Here is a 22,313-nt window from a genome sequence, read left to right as displayed (position 1 = left end):
GCGGTCCCGTGTCTGCGCCGCAGGGTTTCACGCTGCAGCGCAGACACGGGATGACACCCTTTCCCCAAGGGCGCCCTTCCCCCTGGGGGCGCGCCCCTTACTCCGCCGCCTGCGCGTGCAGGCGCCCGCCGCGGGCGATCAGCTTGTTCAGCGCGGCGAGATAGGCCCTGGTCGAGGCGACCAGCGTGTCGGGATCGGCACCGCGGCCAGTGACCGACGAGCCGTCGCGCGAGAGGCGCACCGTCACCTCGGCCTGCGCATCCGTGCCCTCGGTCACGGCATGGACGTCGTAGAGCTCCAGCGTCACCTCGTGCGGCACGATCGCCTTGATCGCGTTGAAGATCGCGTCGATCGGCCCGTTGCCCTCGACCTCCTCGGTGACATGCTTGCCGTCGACATCGAGCTTCATCGTGGCGCGCTGCGGGCCGCGCGTGCCGGCGATCACGGTCAGCGATTCCAGCTTGATGCGGTCATGGGCGGTCGCGATGTTCTCGTCGACCAACGCCTCGATATCCTCGTCGTAGACATGCTTCTTGCGGTCGGCCAGCGCCTTGAAGCGGGTGAAGGCGTCTTCCAGCTGGTTGTCGCCCAGCTCGTAGCCCATCTCCTTCAGCTTCGAGCGGAAGGCGGCGCGGCCGGAATGCTTGCCCATCACCAGCGAGGTCTTGGTCACGCCGACCGATTCCGGCGTCATGATCTCGTAGGTGGTGTTGTTCTTCAGCATGCCGTCCTGGTGGATGCCGCTCTCATGCGCGAAAGCGTTCCGCCCGACGATCGCCTTGTTGTACTGCACCGGGAAGGAGCAGGCGGTCGAGACGGCCTTGGAGATGCGCATCAGCTGCGTCGCATCGATGCCGGTATCGTAGGGCATCGCGTCGCCGCGCACGCGCAGCGCCATGACGATCTCTTCCAGCGCGGCATTGCCGGCGCGCTCGCCGATGCCGTTGACCGTGCACTCGACCTGCCGGACGCCGCCCTCGATCGCCGCCAGCGAATTGGCGACGGCCAGGCCCAGATCGTTATGGCAATGCGCCGAGAAGATCGCCTTGTCGGCGTTGGGCACGCGCTCGCGCACCGCCTTGAACATGGCACGATACTCGTCCGGCGTGGCGTAGCCGACCGTATCGGGCAGGTTGATCGTGGTCGCACCGGCCCGGATCGCAGCCTCGACCGTGCGGCAGAGATAATCGATCGGCGTGCGGGTGGCATCCATCGCCGACCACTCGACATCCTCGACCAGATTGCGCGCCTGCGTCACCGTCGCGGTGATGATCTCCAGCACCTGCTCCTGCGTCTTGCGCATCTGGTGTTCCAGATGGATCGGCGAGGTCGAGACGAAGGTGTGGATGCGCGGCTTCACCGCATGGCGCACCGCCTCACCGGCCCGGGCGATGTCGGCGCTGATGGCGCGGGCGAGGCCGGCCACGGTCGCGCGCTTCAGGCGGCGGGCAATCTCCGATACCGCCTCGAAATCACCGTCGGACGCGATCGGGAAGCCGGCCTCGATGATATCGACGCCCATCGCGTCGAGCGCATCGGCGATCTCCAGCTTCTCCTCGAAGGTCATGGTGGCGCCGGGGCACTGCTCGCCGTCGCGCAAGGTCGTGTCGAAGATCAGGACGCGGTCTTTGACGGAGCCGGTCTGGGTCGGGTTGGTCATGGTTCTGCTTCCGGGTGTCGGCGCCGCGGAACTTCCTGAAAGGCGGGCGCTGGGTTTTCTGTCGGCGGTTCTCGTCAGTCCCCTGAGCGCCCAGGCAGCATGCCCGGCCGGCCCTCAGGGGCGGCTAAGGAGAAGAAGGCCAAGAAGCGAGAACGGAGCGCGGGCGCACATGCCGACGACCTGCGCAGCGGCGCAGTCCTTCGTCAGGTCATGGCGGGCGGTCGAAACCACGGGCGTTCCTCAAATCGACAGGACAGGATGTAACCGAAGCACGGGGCTCAACGCAAGCATATGTCGCATGCCGATTTGAATTAAGAACAGATGGCCCCTGTGAATTAGGATGGCACAACGCGATTCGGCCGGCGGTCGCGTGGAGCTGGCGCCCGGCGTGGATTAGCGGAGTCCCGCGCCATGATGCGCTATGACCGGCCTGTCATCAGCCTCGCCTTCTGCCTGTCGGGCCTCGCCGGCTTCGTCGATGCGCTCGGCTTCCTCAGCCTCGGCGGTTTCTTCGTCTCCTTCATGAGCGGCAACACCACCCGCTTCGCCATCGAGCTCGCCGGCCGGCATGCCGGCGGCATCCTGCTCGCCGCGACGATCCTCGGGCTCTTCGTCCTCGGCGTGGTCGGCGGCTCGCTCGCCGGCCATTTCGCCGGGCGCCAGCGCAAGGCGGCCGTGCTCGCCTTCGTTACGCTCGCCCTGCTGCTCTCGGCCAGCCTCGATTCGATCGGCTTCGGCATGGCCGGTGCCGGCGTTCTGGCCATGGCGATGGGCGCCGAGAACAGCGTCTTCCAGCGCGATGGCGAAGTCACGATCGGGCTGACCTACATGACCGGCACTCTTGTGAAGATGGGCCAGCGCATTGCCGGTGCCTTGCTCGGCGGGCCGAAGCTCGCCTTCCTGCGGCATTTCGTGCTCTGGCTCGGCCTGCTCAGCGGCGCGGTTGCCGGCGCCATCGCGCATGGCCGCATCGGGCTCGACGCGATCTGGCTCGCAGCCGGCGCTGCCGCCCTCTTCACCCTCGTGGCGCTCTTCATGCCGGAGCGCGACTGAGGGGCCGCTTTGCCGCGCCCGAGGAATCGGTCATGTTCCCGGCACGATCAGCCGGAGCTTTCCCGATGCGCGCCTCTACCATCCTCGTCCCGGCCTTCGCCGCGCTCCTGCTCTCGGCCTGCCAGACGCCGTCCGGTGGCCCGCCCCCGGCTCCGGCACCGTCGCAGGCTGCTCCGGGCGTGACGCCGAGCACCTTCCGCATGCCCTCGGGTTCGGGCTGCTCCGGCGAGGTCGAGCGCTTCCAGGCGGTGATCGACAACGACCTCGCCACCGGCCACACCACCAAGGGCGTGCATGACCGGGTCAGCGGCGAGATTTCGTGCGCCCGAACGGCCTGCTCGGCCGGCAACGACGCCGGCGCGACCGGTCAGATCCGCGCCACCAAGGCGAAATTCGGTTATCCGGGCTGAGCCCGTTCCGCCGTCATGCTCGCCCTTGTGGCGAGCATCCACGTCTTGAACAAAGCCCTACATCATTGAAGACGTGGATGGTCGGGACAAGCCCGACCATGACGGAATGCGTGGTTACGCCGCCAGCCCCCGCTTCTCCAGCAACGCATCCGGCGTCGGCAGGCGGCCGCGGAACAGCGTATAGGCCTCAGCCGCATCGCGCGTGTCGCCGGCCGAATAGATGTAGCGCTTCAGCTTCTCCGCGACGGCGGGCGAAAACACGTCGCCGGTCTCGGTGAAGGCGTTGAAGGCATCGGCATCCATCACTTCCGACCAGAGATAGCTGTAATAGCCGGCCGAATAGCCGTCGCCCGAGAAGACATGGGTGAAATGCGGCGTGCGGTGCCGCATCGTGATCTCGGCGGGCATGCCGATGCGCGCCAATTCCGCCGCCTCGAAGGCGAGCGGATCGACCTCGGCCGGGGCCTCCAGCGAGTGGAAGGCGAGATCGACCAGCGCCGAGGAGGTGTATTCCACCGTGGCGAAGCCCTGGTTGAAGGTCTGGGCCTTCTCGATCTTCTCGATCAGCGCCTCCGGGATCGGCTCGCCCGTCTCGGCATGGCGGCAATATTCGCGCATCACCTCGCGGGTCAGGAACCAGTGCTCGTAGAGCTGTGAGGGCAGTTCGACGAAATCGCGCGCCACCGACGTGCCCGCCAGCGAACCATAGGTCACATCCGAGAGCAGCCCGTGCAAGGCATGGCCGAACTCGTGGAACAGCGTGCGCGCATCGTCGAGCGAGAGCAGCGCGGGCTTGCCCTCGGCCGGCTTGGCGAAATTGCAGACATTGACGATGATCGGCCGGGTCTCGCCATCGAGCTTGCGCTGGCCGCGGAAGGCGCTCATCCAGGCGCCGGAGCGCTTCGAGGCCCGCGCGAAATAATCGCCGACGAACAGGCCGATATGGCGCCCGCTCGCGCTCTCCGTCACCTCGAAGATGCGCACGTCCGGATGGTAGCCCTGAAGCTCCGGCCGCTCGGCGAAGGACAGCCCGAACAGCTTGCCGGCGACGTCGAAGGCCGCCTGCCGGACGCGGTCGAGCTGGAGATACTGCTTCAGCACGGCTTCATCGAGCGCATAGGTCTTCTGCCGGACCTTCTCGGCATAATGGCGCCAGTCCCAGGGCCGGATCGGGCCGTTCTCGCCCTCGCTCTGCGCCAGTGCCGCGAGATCGGCCGCCTCGCGCGCCGCGCGCGCCTTGGCCGGCTTCCAGACCAGCTCGAGCAGCCCGCGCACATGCTCCGGCGTCTTCGCCATGGCATCGTCAAGCTTGAAATGCGCGAAGGTCGGATAGCCAAGCAGCTTGGCCTTCTCGGCCCGGAGCTTCACCATCTCGGCGACGATCGCGCGATTGTCGCTCTCGCCGCCATTCTCGCCGCGCTTGCTCCAGGCGATGAAGGCCTCTTCGCGCAGGTCACGACGGGTCGAGAAGGTCAGAAACGGCTCGATGATCGAGCGCGACAGCGTCACGGCATGCTGGCCGGGCTTGCCGCGATCGGCGGCGGCGCGCGCCATCGCCGCCTTCACGAACTCCGGCAGGCTGGCGAGCCCGGCTTCGTCCGCGATGAAGAGCGCGTAGGAGGATTCGTCCTTCAGGACGTTCTGGCTGAACTGCGTGCCGAGCCCCGCAAGCCGCTCGTTGATCGCGGCGAGGCGCTTCTTGTCCTCGGTGTCCAGCTTGGCGCCGGAGCGGATGAAGCCCTTGTAGCTGCGCTCCAGCAGGCGCGCCTGCTCCGGGCTCAGGCCGAGCGCATCGCGCCTGGCATTGACGGCGTCGACGCGGGCGAACAGCCCCTCGTTCATCATGATCGCCGACCAGTGCCGCGAGGTGATCGGCGACAACTCGCGCTCGATCGCCTGCAGGGCCTCGTTCGTGTCGGCGCCGGTCAGATTGTAGAACACGCCGCCGACGCGGCTGAGCGCCCGCCCTGCCCGCTCCAGCGCCTCGAGCGTGTTGGCGAAATCGGGCTCGGCCTCGTCGGCCACGATCGCTGCGATCTCATCCCTATGCTTGGCGAGCGCCGCCTCAAAAGCCGGGCGGATATGCTCCGGCTTGATCGCCGCAAAGGGCGGCAGCCGGAACGGCGTCTCCCAGCGCGAAGCGAAGGGATTCTCGGCCGGCAACGGCAGGGCTTCGGGATAGGCAGTCTCGGCGGAGCTCATCGGGTCACTTTCGCGAAACAGGCAGGATCACTCGCCGTCGAAGATATGTGCGAGATAGCGGCGCATGAAGGGCGGCATGTCGTGCTCTTCCGTCTCGGCGAGATCACGCACGATGACGATGTCGGACAACTCGTCCTCCTCAAGGTCCTTCATCCGTTCCAGCATTAGCGCGCGCGCCTCCTCGGCCGGCAGATCGATCCTGACCTCGCGCATGAAGGCGATGCGGCCTTGCTCGATCAGCGCGGTCCAGCCCTCGCCAACCTGAAGCTCGTCGAGGCGCAGACCCGTCTCCTCGCCAAGCTCGCGGGTGACGCTGCCGGCAAGGTCGAGCGTGCCGTCCGGGCGGGCATCCTCGCGGTCCGGCGTGCCGGCGGCGAAATAGACCTTGCCGGCATTGGCAGTGTGATCGCCCATCTTGCCGCAGAGAAAGGCGCCGTCATTGGCCCTGAGCGCAGCCATGGCGAAGCCGTTGCGGATGACGGGACCGGGATGGCCGACATCGCGCCAGGTCATGAAGGCGGCATAGTCGGTCTCGAAATAGCCGGCCTCGAACACGCCGTTACGGATCGCGGCGCGGTGCTGCAGCATGACGCGACCATTGAACATCGCCGGCTTGCCGGCGCTGATCTTGGCCCAATGCGCCGCAATCTTCTCCGCGTTCTCGCCCGCGAAGGCCCAGTCATAGGGCTCGACCAGGGCATCGACCCGCGACAGGCTGACGATCGTGCCGTTCTCGACGTCGTCGCTCACAGCAGCACGCCCTCGCTCACAACGACGGCCGAGCCGCCGATCCGTGCCGAGACCAACGAGCCGCCGCGCACGCTCAGTTCCAGCGTGATCTGCGACGGCCGGCCCATCTCGTAGCCCTGCTCGATGACGAGGCGGTGGTCGCCGTCCTCCGGCTTGTCATAGGCCATGATCGCGCCGGCAAAGGCCGCGACCGCCGAACCCGTCGCCGGGTCCTCGACGATCCCCGATCCCGGCCAGAACATGCGGGCGTGATAATGATGCCCGACCTCGGCCGTCTCGCGGCAATAGACGAAGGCGTTGCCATTCAGCGTCGCGGCCATCACCCGCTCGAAGACACCGGCGACCCGCGCCTTGGCGACAGCCTCGCGGCTCGCGACAGGCACGGTCGTATAGGCGACGCCGGCCGAGAACACGCTCGGCCGATGCGCATCGAAGCCGAGATCGGCCTGATCGAGCCCGAGTGCCTCCGCCAGCTGCGCATCCGCGACCGGCTGCGCGAGCTGCTCCGGCAGGCGCGGCAAGGTGAAGGTCGCTTGTCCCGCATGGCTGCCCTTGATCGAAATGGCGCAGGAGACCGGACCGACCTTCTCCTCCAGCACCAGCATGTCGGCGGGCTTGCCCTCGGCCTCGTCGGTCAGCGCCAGCCAGACCGCCGTTCCGACCGTGGGATGGCCGGCGAAAGGCAGCTCGCCGCCGGGCGTGAAAATGCGGACGGAGGCGCGATGCTCCGGCTTCTCCGGCGGCGCGACGAAAACCGTCTCGGACAGGTTGAACTCTTTGGCGATCGCCTGCATCGCCTCGGTGTCGAGCCCTTCCGACTGGAGCACCACCGCCAGCGGATTGCCGGCATGGCGGCGCGTGGTGAAGACGTCGAGCGTGACGAAGCGGCGTTTCATCGTGTCAGCCTTCGGGGATGTCGAGATCGATGGTGAGCGGGCAATGGTCGGAAGCCTTGGGCCGGTCCCAGCCGGCGCGCGGATAGCGGTTCGCGCAGGTCGCAAGCGTCGCCATCGAGCGGTCCGGCTCGCGTGGGTCGAGCGGCACGCGATAAGGCAGGCCGCGCCGGATCATCTGCATGGTCGGTCTCGGGTTCGCTGCCGCCAGCGCCGGCGAGAGCAGGATATGGTCGAGCGGCATATGGCTGTCGACCAGACGCTCCTGGCTCTCGGACCAGTAGCGCCGGAAATGCGTCCAGCGCTCATGCACCGGCAGCGTGTCCATCGGATCGACGGCGAAATCGTCGAGCAGCGGCTCTATGCCGCTGGCGCCCTCGTCGACAACCTCCGCGCGCGGCCCGAGCCCGTAGCGATAGCCGTTCAGATCGCCGAGAACGATCCAGTTGGTCTCGCGCCAGCCGCCGCCGAAGCGCTGCTGGACCAGCCAGCGCACGGCGCGCGCCTCGGCGCGGCGCACCGGCAGCGTCGCCGTGCGCCCGTCCTCGCGACCGTTATTCATCGACTTGAGATGGCAGCCGAATAGGCTGAGGCGGCGTCCCCCGAAGCTCAGCTCCACCTCTAGGCAGTCGCGTGCGAAGACCTTGGCCTGCGGCCCGATGCCGAGCATCGCGAGTTCGCGGTCATGCACGCCGGCCTGCGCGAAGGTCAGGTCCTTGTGCGATCGCACCGTGACCTGCCCCGGCCCGAACAGGTCCCGCCGCGCAGCGAAGCCGATATCGATGTTGCGGCGGTCATTGCCGTCGATCAGCGTGAAGTGGCCGTAGCGGTGGTCGGCGATGCGGTGGACGTAATTGGCGAAGAAGGCCTGCAGGCTCGCCAGCGAATCGACCTCCTGCAGCATCCAGAGATCGGCCTGCGACTCGGCGATGGCGAGCGCCGTCATCTGGCGCTTGTCGTCCTCCAGCGCGACGGCAAGCGAGCGCTCCACCGCGTCGCGCTCATCGGCGCGCGGGAAGTGGAACAGCGACATCGCGGCGGAAGTCTCGGTGCGCCCGCCCGGCTCGAAGCGATGCCGCGTCAGCAGATTCTCGACATTGAAGGTGCCGACGCGCAGCTTCATCGCGATGCGCTCAGACCGCTTCCGGCGCGAAGACCTGCGAAGGCGTGACGAATTCGTCCTGCGCCGCCACCGTCAGGATCTCGCGCGAACCCGCCTCCTTCGTCCGCTTCAGCAAACCGTAGATCGAGGACGCCGCCTTCGAGAGTGCTGCCGCCGCCGATTCCTCGCGCAGGTAATGGGTGAAGAACAGCGCGGCGATCGCATCGCCCGCGCCGTTGACGCTGACATCGAGCTTGGGCGTGCGCACGCGCCAGCTGCCCTTGGCATCGGCCGCCATCAGGTCGATCGAGTCGCCGGGCGTCTCCTCGGTGACGAGCGAGGTCACCATCACGACCTTCGGGCCGGCATCGCGCAGGGCTTCCACGGCGCGATGCGCATCGGCGATGGTCTTGATCTCGACATCGGTGAGCAGTTCCAGCTCGAACTGGTTCGGCGTCACGATATCGGCCGCCGGCACGGCCTGCTCGCGCATGAACTCCGGAATGCCCGGCCGCACGAAGACGCCGCGGCCGACATCGCCGATGACGGGGTCGCAGCAATAGAGCGCCTTGGGATTGGCGGCGCGCACCCGCTCCACCGCGGAGAGGATGGCATGGCCGATATCGGCCGAGCCCATATAGCCGGAGATCACGCCGTCGCAGCTACCGAGCACGCCGCGCTCGGCGATACCGTCCATCACCTCGTCGATCATGCCGCCGTCGAAGACGCGGCCCTTCCAGCTGCCATAGCCCGTATGGTTCGAGAACTGCACCGTATGGATCGGCCAGACATCGACACCGAGCCGCTGCATCGGAAAGGTCGCGGAGGCGTTGCCCACATGGCCATAGGCGACATGGGACTGGATCGAGAGAATGTTCATGGTCCGAAGCGATACCCCGTTCGCGGTGGGACCGCGAACCTAGCGGCTCCCGCGCGGGGCGCAAATCGAAAGCGGTGAAGCGTCACATCACCTGTGCAGGGCCGCTATTCTCGCGGCGCGACATGCGCCATCGTCGTGGTCAGGACATAGCGCAGCCCCTCGGGCCGATAATCCAGCTCGACCTCGCCCTGGAACTTCTGCGCCATGACCCGCTCGACCAATCGCGAGCCGAAGCCCTGCCGCCGCGGCTTTACCACCGCCGGCCCGCCGCTCTCGATCCACTCGAAGCGGAAGACATCCTCGGTCTGCGGCCGCCCGACGCTCCAGCGAACCGACACCTCGCCAGCCTCGACCGAAAGCGCGCCATACTTGACCGCGTTCGTCGCCAGCTCGTTGGCAGCCAGCGCCAGCGTCATCGCCTGGTCGGCCGCCAGTTGCAGCGGCGGCCCGTCGATGCGGATCGTGCCGATATCCGAGCGATGCGGCGCCAGCGCGCCGTCGATCACGGCGCGGATCGGCGCGCTGCTCCAGCTCGACCGGGTCAGGATGCTGTGCGCCTCGCCGAGCGTGGCGATGCGGTCGCTGAGGATCGACTGCGCCTCCTCCAGCGTCTCGGCCGAGCGGAAGGTCTGGCTGGCGATCGCGGCGATCATCGCCAGCGTGTTCTTCATGCGGTGGGCGAGTTCGGCATTGAGCAGGCGGCTGTTGCGCTCCGCCTCCATCTTGCCGGTGGTCTCCATCACCGTGTCGATCATGCCGAGAACCCGGCCGTGTTCGTCGCGGACCGGGCTGTAGCAGAAGGTGAACCAGGTCTCTTCGGGATGACCATAGCGGTCGATGGTGAGCGGGAAATCCTCGATGAAGGTCGCCTCGCCGGCGAAGGCCTTGTCGACCAGCGGGCCGATATTGTCCCAGACCTCGGCCCAGACATCGCGGAAGGAGCGGCCAAGCGCTGGGGGCTTGTCGCCGAGGATCGGGCGGAAGGCGTCGTTATGGATCGTGGTCAGGTCCGCTCCCCAGACGATGCATTTGGGGAAGCGCGAATTGACCATCATGCCGACGGCGATCTTCAGCGCGGCCGGCCAACCGGCGATCGGCCCGAGCGAGGTCGTGTTCCAGTCATGATCGCGGATGGCAGCGGCCATGTCGCCACCGCCATCCAGAAAGGCTGTTTCGCCGCTCACGTTGTTCCCCCAGCGCGAATCGGCGCAGCATGCACGGAACGCAGAACGGGCGCGACGTCAAAAGACAGGCGCCGCGTCCGCGCCCACAATCAGGAGCCGGAGGCAGCCTTCTTGGCGAACCCGTCGATGAAGGTCTTCGACAGGTCGACGGTGGAGTTGGTCAGCTCGGGATCGAGCAGCTTGAGCGAGTCGTACATGCTCTTCATGCCGTCGGCCGTCGAGATGCCGGTGCGCGAATAAGCCTCCTGCGAGTTCTTGACCGCGCGCATATAGAGGTCCCTGTCGCCCAGCAGGTATTCTTCCGGCACCAGCGCCGCGACATCCTCGGGCTTCGCCGTCTCCAGCCACTTCAGCGACTTCATCAGCGCATTGACCAGCTTCTGGGTCGTGACCGGGTTCTTCTCGGCGAAGTCGTTCTTGAGATAGAGCACGGCCGCCGGGTTCGAGCCGCCGAACAGCGCCTTGGTGCCGGCCTCGGTACGGGTGTCGATCACCGAGACGATGTCGCCATCGGCCTCGAGCTTCGAAGTGACCGGGTCGAGATGCGAGATCACGTCGACCTGCTTCTGCTTGATCGCGGCGACCGCGCTGGCACCGGCGCCGACGCCGATGATCGCGGCATCCGTCGCCTTGAGGCCCGCCTTGACCATGGCGTATTGCGCGGTCAGCGCCGTCGAGGAGCCGGGCGCCGTAACGCCGATCTTGAGGCCCTTGAAATCGGCGGCGGACTTCACCTTGTCGGCGAGGTCCTTGCGCACGGCGATGGTGATGGCCGGGAAGCGCCCAAGCTCGATCACGGCGCGGATATCCTGGCCCTTCGCCTGCATGCGGATCGTGTGCTCATAGGCACCGGTCACGACATCGACCGAGCCGCCGACCAGCGCCTGCAGCGACTTGGCGCCGCCGCCGAAATCATTGATCTCGACGTCCAGCCCCTGCTCCTTGAAGTAGCCCTTCTTCTCCGCGACCGTGAGCGGGAGATAATAGAGCAATTGCTTGCCGCCGACGCCGAGCGTGAGCTTCGGCTTCTCGGCGTTCTGGGCAAAGGCCGGGGCGGTCAGGGCCGCCAGCGCGAGGCCGGCCGCCAGCATCAGGTGTCTGCGGTTCATCGGGGTTCCTTCCCTGCGGATTGCTTTGTTTTGAAAGCCTTCTTGCAAGCAGTTGTAGTGAGTAGCCTGCAACCCGCCAACCCCGCCTTGCGTATGGGCCGGGCGTCTCAATGCAGGATGCGGCTGGTATAGAGCGCGACCGCGAAACAGGCAGCGGCGATCCCCAGCAGGGCCCAGCTCGCGCGCGTCGGGTTCTCCAGCGCCGCCTCGGAAGGGTTGGCGGGATCGTAATGCACCTCGACCTTAGCCCCGGCCGGATAGCGTCCGACGACCCGGTCCGCGATGGCGCGGGAGCCGGACACGTCCAACCCGATCGCGACCTGCCGGCTGGCATAGGTTTGACCGGCCACCTCGTAGCGGTACTCAACGATCGGCACATAGCTGCGGCGCGTCGGCCCGGTATCCGACGAGCCACGCTCCTCGACCCGGCTCTCGACGATTTCGCCCGGCACCACAGGCCAGGCATTGGCGCGCTTGAGGCGCCGCCGATAGGCCAGGAAGAAGACCAGCGCCGCAAGCCCGATGCCTGCCGCGAACAGCGTGACCGTCACATCCGCATCCGGCGCCACCGAGCGCAACACGCCCGGCCCGAACGCGAAGGCCCAGTAGATGCCGGCGATGATCACCCCGAAGAACGCCAGCACCCCGCCGCACCCCTTGACGATGCCCTTCGGCGCGTCGCGCTCCAGCACGTTGCTGTCGGGATCGGCGGGATCGTAATAGACCGTCACCGTCGCCCCGACCGGGTAGCGCTTCAGCGCCTCGTCGGCGAAGCGGCCGCTGATATTGCCGAGGCTGACGCGGTTGCCCTGATAGTTCCGTCCCCGGACCGAGAAGCTGAAGGCGACATCCGGGACATTCTCCGTCCTGCCGATGGTGCTGCCTGCCGGCGGGCTGCGGCTCGCCATGCGCGAGCGGGTGATCCGCCCCTGGGCCTGCGCCCAGCCCTTCGCCTGCCGCACCTTGAGGAAGCCGTTGACGATCAGCGCGATCAACATCACCGCCATCGGCAGGAAGATCAGCGCAACCACGCCGAAGGTCGAGTTCGCGAACGGCAGGCGCTCCTTCCAGCTGTCCGGCAACTCCGTGATCACGAAGATAAGCGCGATCGAGGCGATGACCGCGATGATCGCCCAGACAGGCGGCTCGCCCCGCGCCTCGGCCGCCTTCTTGCCGGACGGCTTGCGCTGCCAGGCGCGCTCCTCGCGCCAGCCCGTCTCGCCGCGGAGATAGGCCAGGAGCGCCGCCTTCAGCGTCGCCGCATCGACGGTGTCGGCGGCTTCGAAACGATTCTCGCCGTCATGATAGGTCAGCCGGAATTGCCCCTTGCCCTTGGCGAAGGCCTCGATGTCCCCGTCATCATCCGAGAGATTGACGAACCAGCCAGCCCCGCCGCGACAGCCATCGATGGCCGCGATCACATCCGCCGGCTTGGGAGATTCGATGATGCGGTCATTGACGTCGAGTTCCACGACCCGCCCCCGCCACGCCAGCGTTTGGCCGAGCATGATCCTGCCCGGCCTCGCGATCAAGCAGAGATGACGTAAGGTCCGGCTGACACCCTCAGCCCTCATCCTGAGGAGCCGCGAAGCGGCGTCTCGAAGGATGATCCAGGAGGCTCCCGGGCCATCTGGAACATCCTTCGAGACGCGGCCTGCGGCCGCTCCTCAGGATGAGGGTTCGGAATGTGTCGGAAGCTTCTCAGGTCGTCGTCGTCGAGCTCTGGCCGGGCCGCCAGACCAGCAGCCGCTTCTCGATCAGCGTCACCAGCGAATCGATCGCGATGACGAAGATCGCCAGGATGAGCATGCCCGAGAACACGCCGGTGACGTCGAACACGCTCTCGGCCTCGTGGATCTTGTAGCCGAGCCCGGCCGAGGAACCGAGATATTCACCGACCACCGCGCCGACCAGCGCGAAGCCAACCGAGGTATGCAGCGAGGAGAACATCCAGGTCAGGGCCGAGGGCCAGTAGACATGCTTGAAAAGCTGGCGCTCGTTCATGCCGAGCATGCGGGCATTGGCCAGGATCGTCGGCGAAACCTCGCGCACGCCCTGATAAACGTTGAAGAACACGATGAAGAAGACCAGCGTGAAGCCGAGCGCCACCTTCGACCAGATGCCGAGCCCGAACCAGAGCGCGAAGATCGGCGCCAGCACGACACGCGGCAGGGCGTTCGCCGCCTTGATATAGGGGTCGAACACCGCCGAGAGCAGTTCGCGCCGGGCGAAGGCGAAGCCGAACAGGATGCCGGCGAGCGAGCCGATCACGAAGGCCAGCACCGTCTCGGTCAGCGTGATGCCAAGATGCCAGTAGATATCGGCGCTGGTCAGCTGTTTGAAGGTGCGCGTCAGCACCGCGGCCGGCGTCGAGAAGAAGAACTGCATCGTCTTGACGTCGCCGAACAGGCTCGTGGTCGTCACCACATGCCAGACCAGCAGGAAGGCCAGCATCACCAGGATCTGGAGCGAAAGCAGCTTCATCCGCTTCATCAGGCGTCTCCCCCGACGAGTTCGCGCCCCTCGCCCATCGCATAGGCCTTCTGCACCTCGACGCGCAGCGAGGCCCAGATATCGCGATGGATCTCGTGGAAGGCCTTCTCCAGCCGGATATCGGCGATGTCGCGCGGGCGCGGCAGATCGACCTTGTAATCGGCGACGATCCCCGCCGCCGGCCCGGCCGACATCACCACGACCCGGTCGGAAAGCGCGATCGCCTCTTCCAGGTCATGGGTCACGAACATCAGCGCCTTGCGGTCGCGCGACCAGAGATCGAGCAGGAGATTGCCCATGATCTGCCGGGTCTGCGCGTCGAGCGGCCCGAAGGGCTCGTCCATCAGCAGGATCTCGGGATTGCGGATCAGCATCTGCGCGAGGCCGACGCGCTTGCGCTGCCCGCCCGAGAGCATGTGCGGATAGCGGTCGACGAAGGTGCGCAGGCCCACACGGCCGAGCCATTCGCGCGCCCGCTGGTCAGCCTCGCGCTCAGGCACGCCCATCGGCTCCAGCGCGACCTTGACGTTCTCCAGCGCCGTCTTCCACGGCATCAGGGCGTCCTGCTGGAAGAGATAGCCGGCGCGCCGGTTCAGCCCCGAGAGCGGCTTGCCGAAGATGCCGACCGTGCCGGCCGAGGGCGCGAGCAGACCTGCCGCCGCGTTCAGCAGCGTGGACTTGCCACAGCCGGTCGGCCCAACGATCGAGACGAACTCGCCGGGATGGACCTTGAGATCGATGCCCTTCACCGCCTGATAGCGGCCGCCATCGGCGAGATGGAAGGTGATGTCGATGCCGCCGAGCGCCACCGCCGGATCACCCGACGAAACCGCCCCCGTGCCCGCATGCGCATGCGGACGATCCTGCAACTCCATGAAATCCGTTTCCCCATCAGGCTCAGGGCTTCGCGCCCGGCCGTCAGCTTTTTTCACGTTGCCGGAATTAATAGGCGATCATCCGGGGAAGGCAACGCCCCGCCCTGCGGCGGCCCGTCGCTTGCATCGTTCCAGCGACACGGCCATATGGCGGGACCGACCCGACCCCGCTGGAGCCGAGCCGAACGCCATGGCCGAACTGGAACAAGCCATGAAGGCGCTCGTCGACTTCATGCAGACCCATCAGCAATGGGCGATCCCGATCGTCTTCGCGGTCGCCTTCGCCGAATGCGTCGCGATTCTCTCATGGCTGGTGCCGGCGACCGTGTTCTTCACCACCTTCGGCGCCGTCGCCGGCGCTTCGGGCCTCAATCTCGTGCCACTGGCGCTGGCGGCCTCGCTCGGCGCGGGCAGCGGCTTCTGGGTGTCGTATATTGCCGGCATTTATCTCGGGCCGCGGGTCCACGATCACTGGCCTTTCACCAAGAACCCGCAATTGCTCGATCGCGGCCATGCCTTCTTCGAAAAATGGGGCATCGCCAGCATCCTGATCGGCCATTTCTTCGGGCCGCTGCGAGCCGTCATCGCCATCGTCGCCGGCATCGTCGCGATGCCGGCCTGGCAGTTCCAGCTCGCCAACTGGCTGGCTTCCTTCGCCTGGGGTTTCGGCCTGCTCTACGCCGTTGGCCGCTTCAGCGAATTCCTCGCGCGCTGACCGACCATCGAGGACCGGGGCGCTTCGACAAGGCAAAATGCCGGCCGCACGACACGGCCGGCATCGGCTGGATCGCTCAGCCTGCGTTGCCTTGGGCCGAGGCGGCCTCGGCCTCACGCAGCGCCTGGGCGCAGTCGTCGCAGCAGACCTCGACGGTATTGCCGCCGATCGTCACCTGGACCGTATTCTCGTCGAGTTCGCAGTCGCAGGCTGCACAGGTTCCGCTCATGGCTTGGTCTCCTTGATCCGGGCCGCTCAGTCGGCCGCCCCGAGACAGACCACGCCGCGAAAACCGCCGCTGTCGGATTCTTTAGCGATCCGCTCGAGACGGCTCGGGCTGCCGGCGCTGAGGCCGCGCAGGATGTCGTCGACACCCTCGCCGCCAGCCAACCCACGCCGCTCCTCTGCCCCCAGCGAGATGATCGCGGTCGGGTCGCCGAAATAAGGAACAGCCGAAGCATCGCGCAGGTCGCTGCCGCGCAAGCCGAGATCGCGCAGATCGCGCTCGCTCAACTCGCAAAGCCTGCCGAAATCGCGACGGGCCTGCAGCCAGCTCTCGATGCCGCCGACAAAACGGCCGAGAGCCCGGATCGCAGTGGAGGCAGGCTTGGCCGCCCCGATGATGAAGCTGATCATGATGTGTCTCCCTGTTCAGAAGCGATGACCTGAGGAAACACCAGGGCACTGACAGCTGCTGTCGGAATCTTTCGCGACCTGTGACAGCTGATGTCAGCGGAGATGCAGCGATCGCTGGAACTCCGCCGGGCTGCGGCCGTAGGCCTGACGGAAGGCGGCGCTGAAATGGCTGTGGCTGGAAAAGCCCAGCTCCAGCCCGAGCTGGGTGAGGTCGTCGCACGCGCCCAGCAGATCGAGCGCGCGACCGAGCCGCAGGCGCAATTGATAGCGATAGAGCGGCATCCCCTCGACCTGGCTGAAGACCTGCGTCAGATAGACCGGCGAAACGCCGACCTCGTCGGCGATCTCCGCAAGCGTCCAGCGCCGGGCAAGATCGCTCGCGATCACCAGCTTCGCACGATCGACGAGCTTGCGCCGCCCAAGCGAACCGCGCACGCCATGGGAGGTTCTCTCGCCGAAAGCCCGCCGCACCAGCGTCAGCACCAGGGTCTCGGCCTCAAGCGTTTCGGCCACGCCACGATGCAGGCTGTGCCGCAACAGCGCGACAAGGGCCTGGGCGCGCGGATCGATGCGCCGCCGCTGCATCGCGAGGGCGTTCGTGCCCCGCTGGAGCAATTCGGCCGGCACCAGTTCGTGCAAGACTGCCTCGTCCAGCTGCAGGTCGAGACAGGCGTCGCCCCCGGCCACGGGATGGCTGACCTGATAGCCCTCATAGGGGTTGAAGCACAGCAGCTGGTTGCTCTCCGCGACCACATCCTCGCGGCCGACATGGCGGACGAACAGGCCGCGATACGGAAAGACCAGATGGGTCCTGTGCGTGCATTCCTCGTCGCTGCGATGCCGGCATTCGCCGGAACAGACCACATCCCGAACGACGGCGATCTTGCTGTCGAGCAGATTGCTGACCGAGAAATCCGCCATGGCCGCCTCTCCGGAGCCTCGCCTCGCGACAGGCAAAGCTCTTACGGCAGTCGAGGGGCGATGATTGTCAGCAGCGCGAGCGGCTTGGCCTGAGGCTGCCGGAAACCTGACTGCCCGGTGAACGCGGCATTCGGGGAGCGTTCAAACCGGAAGGCGCCTATTCGCGTCGTCGCATCGCGGCACACCCCAACGGTAAAGCCCGGCGCGACACGCTGAACGGCCCCGCGCCGCCAGCGTCATCCGGCGGAGGGACCCGGCCCCCGGCGGATGCGATGATCCGGGCCGACCCGCGAGGTCTTAAGCCATGACGATGTCTCGTTTCCTCATCCCCCTCGTCGCGCTTGCCGCCATGGGCGGCCAGGCCTTCGCCCAGACCGCGACGCAGGCTCCCGCCCCGGCCAAGCCGGCCGCGCCGGTCACGGCGCCCGCCGCCCCGACAGCGCAGGCCGCCCCCGCCGCGAAGCCCGCGACCCCGGCCGTCGCCACGCCCGCAGCCGCCCAGACCAAGAAGATCAACATCAACACCGCGACCGCCGCCGAACTCGACACGCTCAAGGGCATCGGCGAGGCCCGCTCCAAGAAGATCATCGAGGAGCGCGGCAAGGCGAAGTTCAAGGATTTCGCCGACCTCGTGAAACGCGGTACCCTGCCGTCCAATGTCGAGGCCGGCATCAAGGACAAGATCACCTTCTGATCGGTCTTCGCCTGTAAAAAAGCCTCCGGCGCCAAGCGTCGGAGGCTTCTTAAATTTCACCTGTCCAAGCAGCGCCTCAGGCCAGGCCGAGGACGACCGCCAGCATCATCGCCAGTGACAGCGCCATCACGACGCGGATACCGACCGGCGTTTCAAGAATGCGTAAGAGTTCCATCACGGCCTCCCCTGTGGCGGGCAAACACGAACGGCTTCGCAAAACTCACGTTCAATAGATGGTCGCTTCGATCACGATCCAGGCGATCGTCACCATGACGAGTCCGCCGATCAGGACCATCAGGACCGGCCGGTCGAGAAAGCCCTGCCGCGCCTCTACCGGCGTTTCCACCGCCGGGTCGGCATCACTGTGATCATCGGCCCGCATCGGCGGGATCGGATCGCCGCCGCGCAATTGCTCAGGGTCCTGAGCCGGCACTCTGGGTCGCGTATCGACCGTCATGACCGTCTCCCTTGGTCTGTCGCCGGCCTTTCCGGCCATGCACCGCAAGGAAAACGCCCGGAGCGCCCGGAGGGTTCCAGCTGGCGCCAGAATGAAAGCGGGCGGCAGCCTTACGACCACCGCCCGCAAACAGGAAAATCCAACCGGATCAGTCGATTACAGGATATTCCGGAATCAAATCCGGAACGTCTTGAATCAATCTGGAAAGCCTGCGCCGGCAATCGCCGGCGCAGGCCTGACCCAGCTCAGTTCTTGGTCTTGTCGACCAGGGCCTTGGCCTTGATCCACGGCATCATGTCGCGGAGCTTGGCGCCGACTTCCTCGATCGGGTGGGCGGCGTAGCGGGCGCGGGTCGCCTTGAACGAGGTCTGGTTGACCTTGTTCTCGAGCATCCAGTCGCGGGTGAACTTGCCCGACTGGATGTCGTTGAGGACGCGCTTCATCTCGGCCTTGGTCTCGGCCGTGATGATCCGCGGGCCGGTGACGTACTCGCCGTACTCGGCGGTGTTCGAGATCGAGTAGTTCATGTTGGCGATGCCGCCTTCGTAGATCAGGTCCACGATCAGCTTCACCTCGTGGAGGCACTCGAAATAGGCCATCTCGGGGGCATAGCCGGCCTCGGTCAGCGTCTCGTAGCCAGCCTTGATCAGCTCGACCAGACCGCCGCAAAGCACGACCTGCTCGCCGAAGAGATCGGTCTCGCACTCTTCCTTGAAGGTGGTCTCGATTATGCCGGCGCGACCGCCGCCATTGGCCGAGGCGTAGGACAGGCCGAGGTCATGCGCATTGCCGGTCGCGTCCTGGTGGATCGCGATCAGGGTCGGCACGCCGCCGCCGCGCTGATACTCGGAGCGGACGGTGTGGCCGGGGCCCTTCGGGGCGACCATCAGCACGTCGAGGTCCTTGCGCGGCTCGATCAGGTTGAAATGAACGTTCAGGCCGTGCGCGAACAGGAGAGCCGCGCCTTCCTTCATGTTGGCGTGCAGCTCGTCACGATAGATGTCGCCCTGCAGCTCGTCCGGGGTCAGCATCATCATGATGTCCGAGGCCTTGGCGGCCTCCGACGGGGTCATGACCTTGAAGCCGGCCTCTTCGGCCTTCTTGCGCGTGGCCGAGCCGGCCTTCAGCGCGATGATGACGTCCTTGACGCCGGAATCGCGCAGGTTGAGCGCGTGGGCATGGCCCTGCGAGCCGTAGCCGACGATGCAGACCTTCTTGCCCTTGATCAGGTTGATGTCGGCATCACGATCATAATAAACGCGCATGGGTGTCTCCTTTGTCACGCGTTGGACTTGTCCCGGCCCGAGGCGTGTCGCCCCGCGCCGTAGAGGGTGAGAAACTGTTCGGTCGCCCGCTCGGAATCGGCGGCGATCTCGGCCCGGCTCAGCGTCAGCGTATCGCCGAGGAGGAGCCGGATCTGGACGTCGCGGCCGGCGAGGCCGAAGAAGGTGCGGAAGGCCGTCTCGGTATCGTCGAAGGCGAGCAGACCTGCCTCACGGCCGGCATCGAGCACGGGCTTCAGCCGCTCGCCAATGGCGAAGCGGCCATTGGCGAGTACGATCGAGCCGAGATTGCCATCGCGTGAGGCCGCCTGGCTGATGCCGATGCGGTTGAGCGCGATCGAGGTCGGCGAGGTGATCACCTCAAGCCAGTTCGCGGCGAAGCCCTTGAGGCTCTCCCGCAGCGCGCCGGCATCGAGATTCTGCCGGTCGAAATTGCCCGCCCTCACCTTCGAGGCCTGCCATTGCACGGTTGCGGTCAGAAGCCCGTCGCGATCGCCGAACCACTTGTAGAGCGTCTCCTTGGAGCAGCTCGCGCGCCGCGCCACGGCGGTCATGGTCAGGCCGCTACCCTTCTCGACCATCAGGCTCAGCACAGCATCGAGCACGGCCTGCTGGCGCGCTGTCAGCGCCTCGCCTTGCGTCTCTGCGGAGCCTTGCGTCATGGGCGGGAGAAATCCAGTACCGTACGTTACGGTTCAGGCATCTATCGCAGCGACGGGCGGCCCGCAAGCGTTATTCGCGGCTGGCGGTTGGCTGAAGAAGAATTATCTCTGGGCCATCGGATTCGAGGAACGGAGCCTTTCATGACCCTGCCCAGCGTCAATGCCGTCGTCAGCTTCTGGCGCGAGGCCGGCCCCGCAAAATGGTTCGCCAAGGACGAGGCTTTCGATGCCGAGATCATCACGCGCTTCCTGCCCGTCCATGAGGCCGCGGCAGCCGGCAAGCTCGGCGAATGGGAGGACACCCCGGAAGGCGTCTACGCGCTGCTGATCCTGCTCGACCAGTTCCCGCGCAACATGTTCCGCGGCAGCCCGCGCGCCTTCGCCACCGACGCGCAAGCGGTCGAGGTGGCCGAGCGCGCGATCGCCAGGGGCTTCGACGAAGCCTACCAGCCGCCGGAGAAGCGCTTCTTCTACATGCCCTTCATGCATTCCGAAGGACTGGAGGATCAGGAGCGCTGCATCGCGCTCTGCGCCGCCGCCGATGACGCTGACGGCGTGAAATATGCCGAGATCCACCGCGACATCATCCGCGATTTCGGCCGTTTCCCGCACCGCAATCCCGTGCTCGGACGCGAGACCACGGCGCAGGAGCGAGCTTTCCTCGACGAAGGCGGCTTCAGCGGCTGAAAGGTCGCGGCGGCCGTCAGGCCGTCGCCTCCCGATGCGCCTGCGCCATGTCGGCGAGGCTCTTGAAGTGGAAATCGACGCTCGGCCGCTTCTCCGGCACCTGCGTCGCGCCGCTGCCCGCCTTGTCGAAGCGCCGGTCGATCCAGGCCCGCGCCAGCCCGGCCTTCTGCGCCGGCACATGGTCGTGGAAGAGGCTCTGCGCGGTGTGCAGCACCTCATGTGCGGCGAGCCCGAGATCGGCCGCGAGATGCTCCAGCAGGAAGGCGAAGTTGCGCGGGTCGGGCTTGTAGGAGCCGATATTCTCGGCGGTGTAGATGCCGTCGAAGGTCACGCCGAGCTTACGGTTGCTGGCGGCGAAGCTCTGGCGGTCGACATTAGAGAGGATCACGAGCTTGTAGTGCCGCTTGAGATAGGCGAGCGCCTCGGCTGAATCGGGAAAGGCCGGCCAGTCCGGCACCGAGGCGCCGAAGCGCTCGTTGAGATCGGCATGGATGCGCACGCCTAAATCCCGGGCGAAGCGAGCATGCACCGCGGCGAGCAGCGTCGGATAGCGCAGGGAGGGCGTCGCTTCCTCCTGCTCGGTCTCGTAGCGGGCGAAGCGGGCGAGCGCGTCCTCGCGCTCAAGCGCAACCCCGCCGGCGCTCAGGAGCGGCTGCAAGGCGTTCCAGATGCCGGTCTCCCAGTCGATCAGGGTGCTGTAGCAATCGAATGTCAGGACTTTGAAATCGGTCAGCTTCATCGCCGGCTCTCCTCAAGCGGTCATCGCGAGCGCTCAAGCTAGCAAGCGTCGGCACGGCCGTGATGAGGCAAAACTCCGAACGGCTTGACCGAAACTGCGATGCCGAGCTCAGCCCCCTGCCGGCTCGCGGTTCGCGGCGCGGAACTCGCTCGGCGTCAGGCCGAAGCGGCGCTTGAATTGCCGGTTGAAGGAAGCCGCGTTCTGGTAGCCGAGATCATAGGCGATTTCCGAGACCGGCGCGGCCGTCGTCGCCAGCCGCTCGGCCGCGCGTTCGAACAGGCGCTGGAGCTGCAACTGCTTGGGCGAGCGGCCCATGGTCGCTCTGAACAGGGCATGGAACTGGCTCTGCCCGAGCCCGGCCATCCGGGCCATCTGGGCGATGCCCGTACCCTGTCCGGCATCGGCGACATCCAGCACGCGCTGTTCCGCGCGCGACCAGGGCTGCGGCCGCTCGTCCGGCTCGACCAGATGCAGCGCCGTCATCGCCATGCGCGCGGCAGCCCCGCTCGGGCAGGCCCCGGTTTCGACTTCGGCGCCGAGCTGGCGGAACATGCGCCACAGCCAGGGCGCGATCGGCAGGAGCGAAGGCTCCGCGCTGTTGAGCAAGGCCGGCTGCGCCTCGCTGCCCAGGCCCGCCATGTCGACATCGAGGATGAACATGCTGCAATCGCTGCTCGGCTCGAAGCCGTGCTCGCAATGCCGGGGGATCAGGGCGACGCAGTTGTGGGAAACGACGCCCCGGCGCCCCTCGACATCCAGCCGCATGGCGCCCTGCATCGGCAGCAGGATCTGGCTGAAATCGTGATGATGCCGGTCGCCGCCGCGATAGCTGCGGACCTCGAGCTGGATCGACATCGGGCGCCCTCCTCAGCAAGTCATGCGCGCCCCTGCCTCGCGAGGCAAGGCGG

Annotated in this window: 24 protein-coding genes; 5 read left to right on the top strand and 19 right to left on the bottom strand. The window is 66.6% G+C overall.

Going from position 1 to position 22,313, the window contains the following annotated elements:
* Positions 1 to 97: 97 nt before the first annotated feature.
* A complete protein-coding gene (locus NUV79_RS18435; RefSeq protein WP_257734561.1) occupies positions 98 to 1,660 on the bottom strand; it encodes a 2-isopropylmalate synthase in 1,563 nt (520 codons plus the stop codon).
* A gap of 411 nt (positions 1,661 to 2,071) precedes the next feature.
* Between NUV79_RS18435 and NUV79_RS18430 the strand changes: the two genes are divergently transcribed.
* Both NUV79_RS18430 and NUV79_RS18425 read left to right on the top strand, forming a co-directional pair.
* On the top strand, positions 2,072 to 2,713 hold the full coding sequence (locus NUV79_RS18430) for a YoaK family protein (RefSeq protein WP_257734560.1): 642 nt from the start codon (positions 2,072 to 2,074) through the stop codon (positions 2,711 to 2,713).
* A 65-nt stretch (positions 2,714 to 2,778) separates the two neighbouring features.
* Positions 2,779 to 3,123: a hypothetical protein gene (locus NUV79_RS18425; protein WP_257734559.1), complete on the top strand. Its 345-nt coding sequence runs from the start codon at positions 2,779 to 2,781 to the stop codon at positions 3,121 to 3,123.
* Positions 3,124 to 3,237: 114 nt separating this feature from the next.
* Here the strand turns inward: NUV79_RS18425 and NUV79_RS18420 are convergent, their stop codons facing one another.
* From NUV79_RS18420 to NUV79_RS18375, 10 genes are all read right to left on the bottom strand, one after another.
* Positions 3,238 to 5,325 (bottom strand): M3 family metallopeptidase, encoded by a 2,088-nt coding sequence (locus tag NUV79_RS18420; protein WP_257734558.1) that lies wholly within the window; start codon positions 5,323 to 5,325, stop codon positions 3,238 to 3,240.
* Positions 5,326 to 5,352: 27 nt separating this feature from the next.
* Positions 5,353 to 6,075, bottom strand: a complete 723-nt coding sequence (locus NUV79_RS18415; protein WP_257734557.1) for an NUDIX hydrolase — start codon at positions 6,073 to 6,075, stop codon at positions 5,353 to 5,355.
* Positions 6,072 to 6,971: a PhzF family phenazine biosynthesis protein gene (locus tag NUV79_RS18410; protein WP_257734556.1), complete on the bottom strand. Its 900-nt coding sequence runs from the start codon at positions 6,969 to 6,971 to the stop codon at positions 6,072 to 6,074. Before NUV79_RS18410 ends, NUV79_RS18415 begins: the two co-directional genes overlap by 4 nt.
* A gap of 4 nt (positions 6,972 to 6,975) precedes the next feature.
* On the bottom strand, positions 6,976 to 8,091 hold the full coding sequence (locus tag NUV79_RS18405; protein ID WP_257734555.1) for an endonuclease/exonuclease/phosphatase family protein: 1,116 nt from the start codon (positions 8,089 to 8,091) through the stop codon (positions 6,976 to 6,978).
* Positions 8,092 to 8,101: 10 nt separating this feature from the next.
* Positions 8,102 to 8,950, bottom strand: coding sequence for a pyridoxal kinase PdxY (gene pdxY, locus NUV79_RS18400; RefSeq protein WP_257734554.1), 849 nt, complete (start codon positions 8,948 to 8,950; stop codon positions 8,102 to 8,104).
* Positions 8,951 to 9,054: 104 nt separating this feature from the next.
* Entirely contained in the window at positions 9,055 to 10,134 is a 1,080-nt protein-coding gene (locus NUV79_RS18395; protein ID WP_257734553.1) for a sensor histidine kinase, read from the bottom strand.
* Between the two features lie 89 nt (positions 10,135 to 10,223).
* Entirely contained in the window at positions 10,224 to 11,243 is a 1,020-nt protein-coding gene (locus NUV79_RS18390; RefSeq protein ID WP_257734552.1) for an ABC transporter substrate-binding protein, read from the bottom strand.
* A 107-nt stretch (positions 11,244 to 11,350) separates the two neighbouring features.
* On the bottom strand, positions 11,351 to 12,751 hold the full coding sequence (locus NUV79_RS18385) for a DUF3592 domain-containing protein (RefSeq protein WP_257734551.1): 1,401 nt from the start codon (positions 12,749 to 12,751) through the stop codon (positions 11,351 to 11,353).
* A 193-nt stretch (positions 12,752 to 12,944) separates the two neighbouring features.
* Positions 12,945 to 13,736 (bottom strand): ABC transporter permease, encoded by a 792-nt coding sequence (locus tag NUV79_RS18380; RefSeq protein WP_257734550.1) that lies wholly within the window; start codon positions 13,734 to 13,736, stop codon positions 12,945 to 12,947.
* Entirely contained in the window at positions 13,736 to 14,611 is an 876-nt protein-coding gene (locus tag NUV79_RS18375) for an ABC transporter ATP-binding protein (RefSeq protein WP_257734549.1), read from the bottom strand. The genes NUV79_RS18380 and NUV79_RS18375 overlap by 1 nt, the downstream gene beginning before the upstream one ends.
* A gap of 190 nt (positions 14,612 to 14,801) precedes the next feature.
* Here NUV79_RS18375 and NUV79_RS18370 point away from each other — a divergent pair, with 190 nt between their 5' ends.
* Positions 14,802 to 15,326 carry a DedA family protein gene (locus NUV79_RS18370; protein WP_257734548.1) on the top strand — a complete coding sequence of 175 codons (525 nt, stop codon included), beginning with the start codon at positions 14,802 to 14,804 and terminating at the stop codon, positions 15,324 to 15,326.
* 76 nt (positions 15,327 to 15,402) lie between these two features.
* Here NUV79_RS18370 and NUV79_RS18365 read toward each other — a convergent pair whose 3' ends face one another.
* From NUV79_RS18365 to NUV79_RS18355, 3 genes are all read right to left on the bottom strand, one after another.
* On the bottom strand, positions 15,403 to 15,555 hold the full coding sequence (locus NUV79_RS18365; protein ID WP_257734547.1) for a hypothetical protein: 153 nt from the start codon (positions 15,553 to 15,555) through the stop codon (positions 15,403 to 15,405).
* A gap of 26 nt (positions 15,556 to 15,581) precedes the next feature.
* Entirely contained in the window at positions 15,582 to 15,962 is a 381-nt protein-coding gene (locus NUV79_RS18360) for a DUF1127 domain-containing protein (RefSeq protein ID WP_257734546.1), read from the bottom strand.
* Positions 15,963 to 16,055: 93 nt separating this feature from the next.
* Positions 16,056 to 16,883 carry a helix-turn-helix transcriptional regulator gene (locus NUV79_RS18355; protein ID WP_257734545.1) on the bottom strand — a complete coding sequence of 276 codons (828 nt, stop codon included), beginning with the start codon at positions 16,881 to 16,883 and terminating at the stop codon, positions 16,056 to 16,058.
* A gap of 304 nt (positions 16,884 to 17,187) precedes the next feature.
* On the opposite strand from NUV79_RS18355, the gene NUV79_RS18350 reads away from it, so the two are divergent.
* Positions 17,188 to 17,577 (top strand): ComEA family DNA-binding protein, encoded by a 390-nt coding sequence (locus tag NUV79_RS18350; protein ID WP_257734544.1) that lies wholly within the window; start codon positions 17,188 to 17,190, stop codon positions 17,575 to 17,577.
* 226 nt (positions 17,578 to 17,803) lie between these two features.
* Here the strand turns inward: NUV79_RS18350 and NUV79_RS18345 are convergent, their stop codons facing one another.
* The 3 genes from NUV79_RS18345 to NUV79_RS18335 form a co-directional block, all read right to left on the bottom strand.
* A complete protein-coding gene (locus tag NUV79_RS18345; protein WP_257734543.1) occupies positions 17,804 to 18,034 on the bottom strand; it encodes a hypothetical protein in 231 nt (76 codons plus the stop codon).
* Positions 18,035 to 18,279: 245 nt separating this feature from the next.
* Positions 18,280 to 19,299 (bottom strand): ketol-acid reductoisomerase, encoded by a 1,020-nt coding sequence (gene ilvC / locus NUV79_RS18340; RefSeq protein WP_257734542.1) that lies wholly within the window; start codon positions 19,297 to 19,299, stop codon positions 18,280 to 18,282.
* 14 nt (positions 19,300 to 19,313) lie between these two features.
* Positions 19,314 to 19,979 (bottom strand): TetR/AcrR family transcriptional regulator C-terminal domain-containing protein, encoded by a 666-nt coding sequence (locus NUV79_RS18335; protein WP_257734541.1) that lies wholly within the window; start codon positions 19,977 to 19,979, stop codon positions 19,314 to 19,316.
* A 141-nt stretch (positions 19,980 to 20,120) separates the two neighbouring features.
* On the opposite strand from NUV79_RS18335, the gene NUV79_RS18330 reads away from it, so the two are divergent.
* Entirely contained in the window at positions 20,121 to 20,666 is a 546-nt protein-coding gene (locus NUV79_RS18330; protein ID WP_257734540.1) for a DUF924 family protein, read from the top strand.
* A gap of 16 nt (positions 20,667 to 20,682) precedes the next feature.
* On the opposite strand, the gene NUV79_RS18325 is transcribed toward NUV79_RS18330, so the two are convergent.
* A complete protein-coding gene (locus tag NUV79_RS18325; protein WP_257734539.1) occupies positions 20,683 to 21,405 on the bottom strand; it encodes a haloacid dehalogenase type II in 723 nt (240 codons plus the stop codon).
* Between the two features lie 108 nt (positions 21,406 to 21,513).
* Positions 21,514 to 22,260 carry a helix-turn-helix domain-containing protein gene (locus NUV79_RS18320; RefSeq protein ID WP_257734538.1) on the bottom strand — a complete coding sequence of 249 codons (747 nt, stop codon included), beginning with the start codon at positions 22,258 to 22,260 and terminating at the stop codon, positions 21,514 to 21,516.
* Positions 22,261 to 22,313 lie beyond the last annotated feature (53 nt).

Source organism: Allobosea sp. 47.2.35, assembly GCF_024655635.1.
Taxonomy (GTDB): Bacteria; Pseudomonadota; Alphaproteobacteria; order Rhizobiales; family Beijerinckiaceae; genus Allobosea.
Note: the sequence above shows the minus strand (reverse complement) of the source record. Positions and strands in the feature narration are given on the sequence as shown.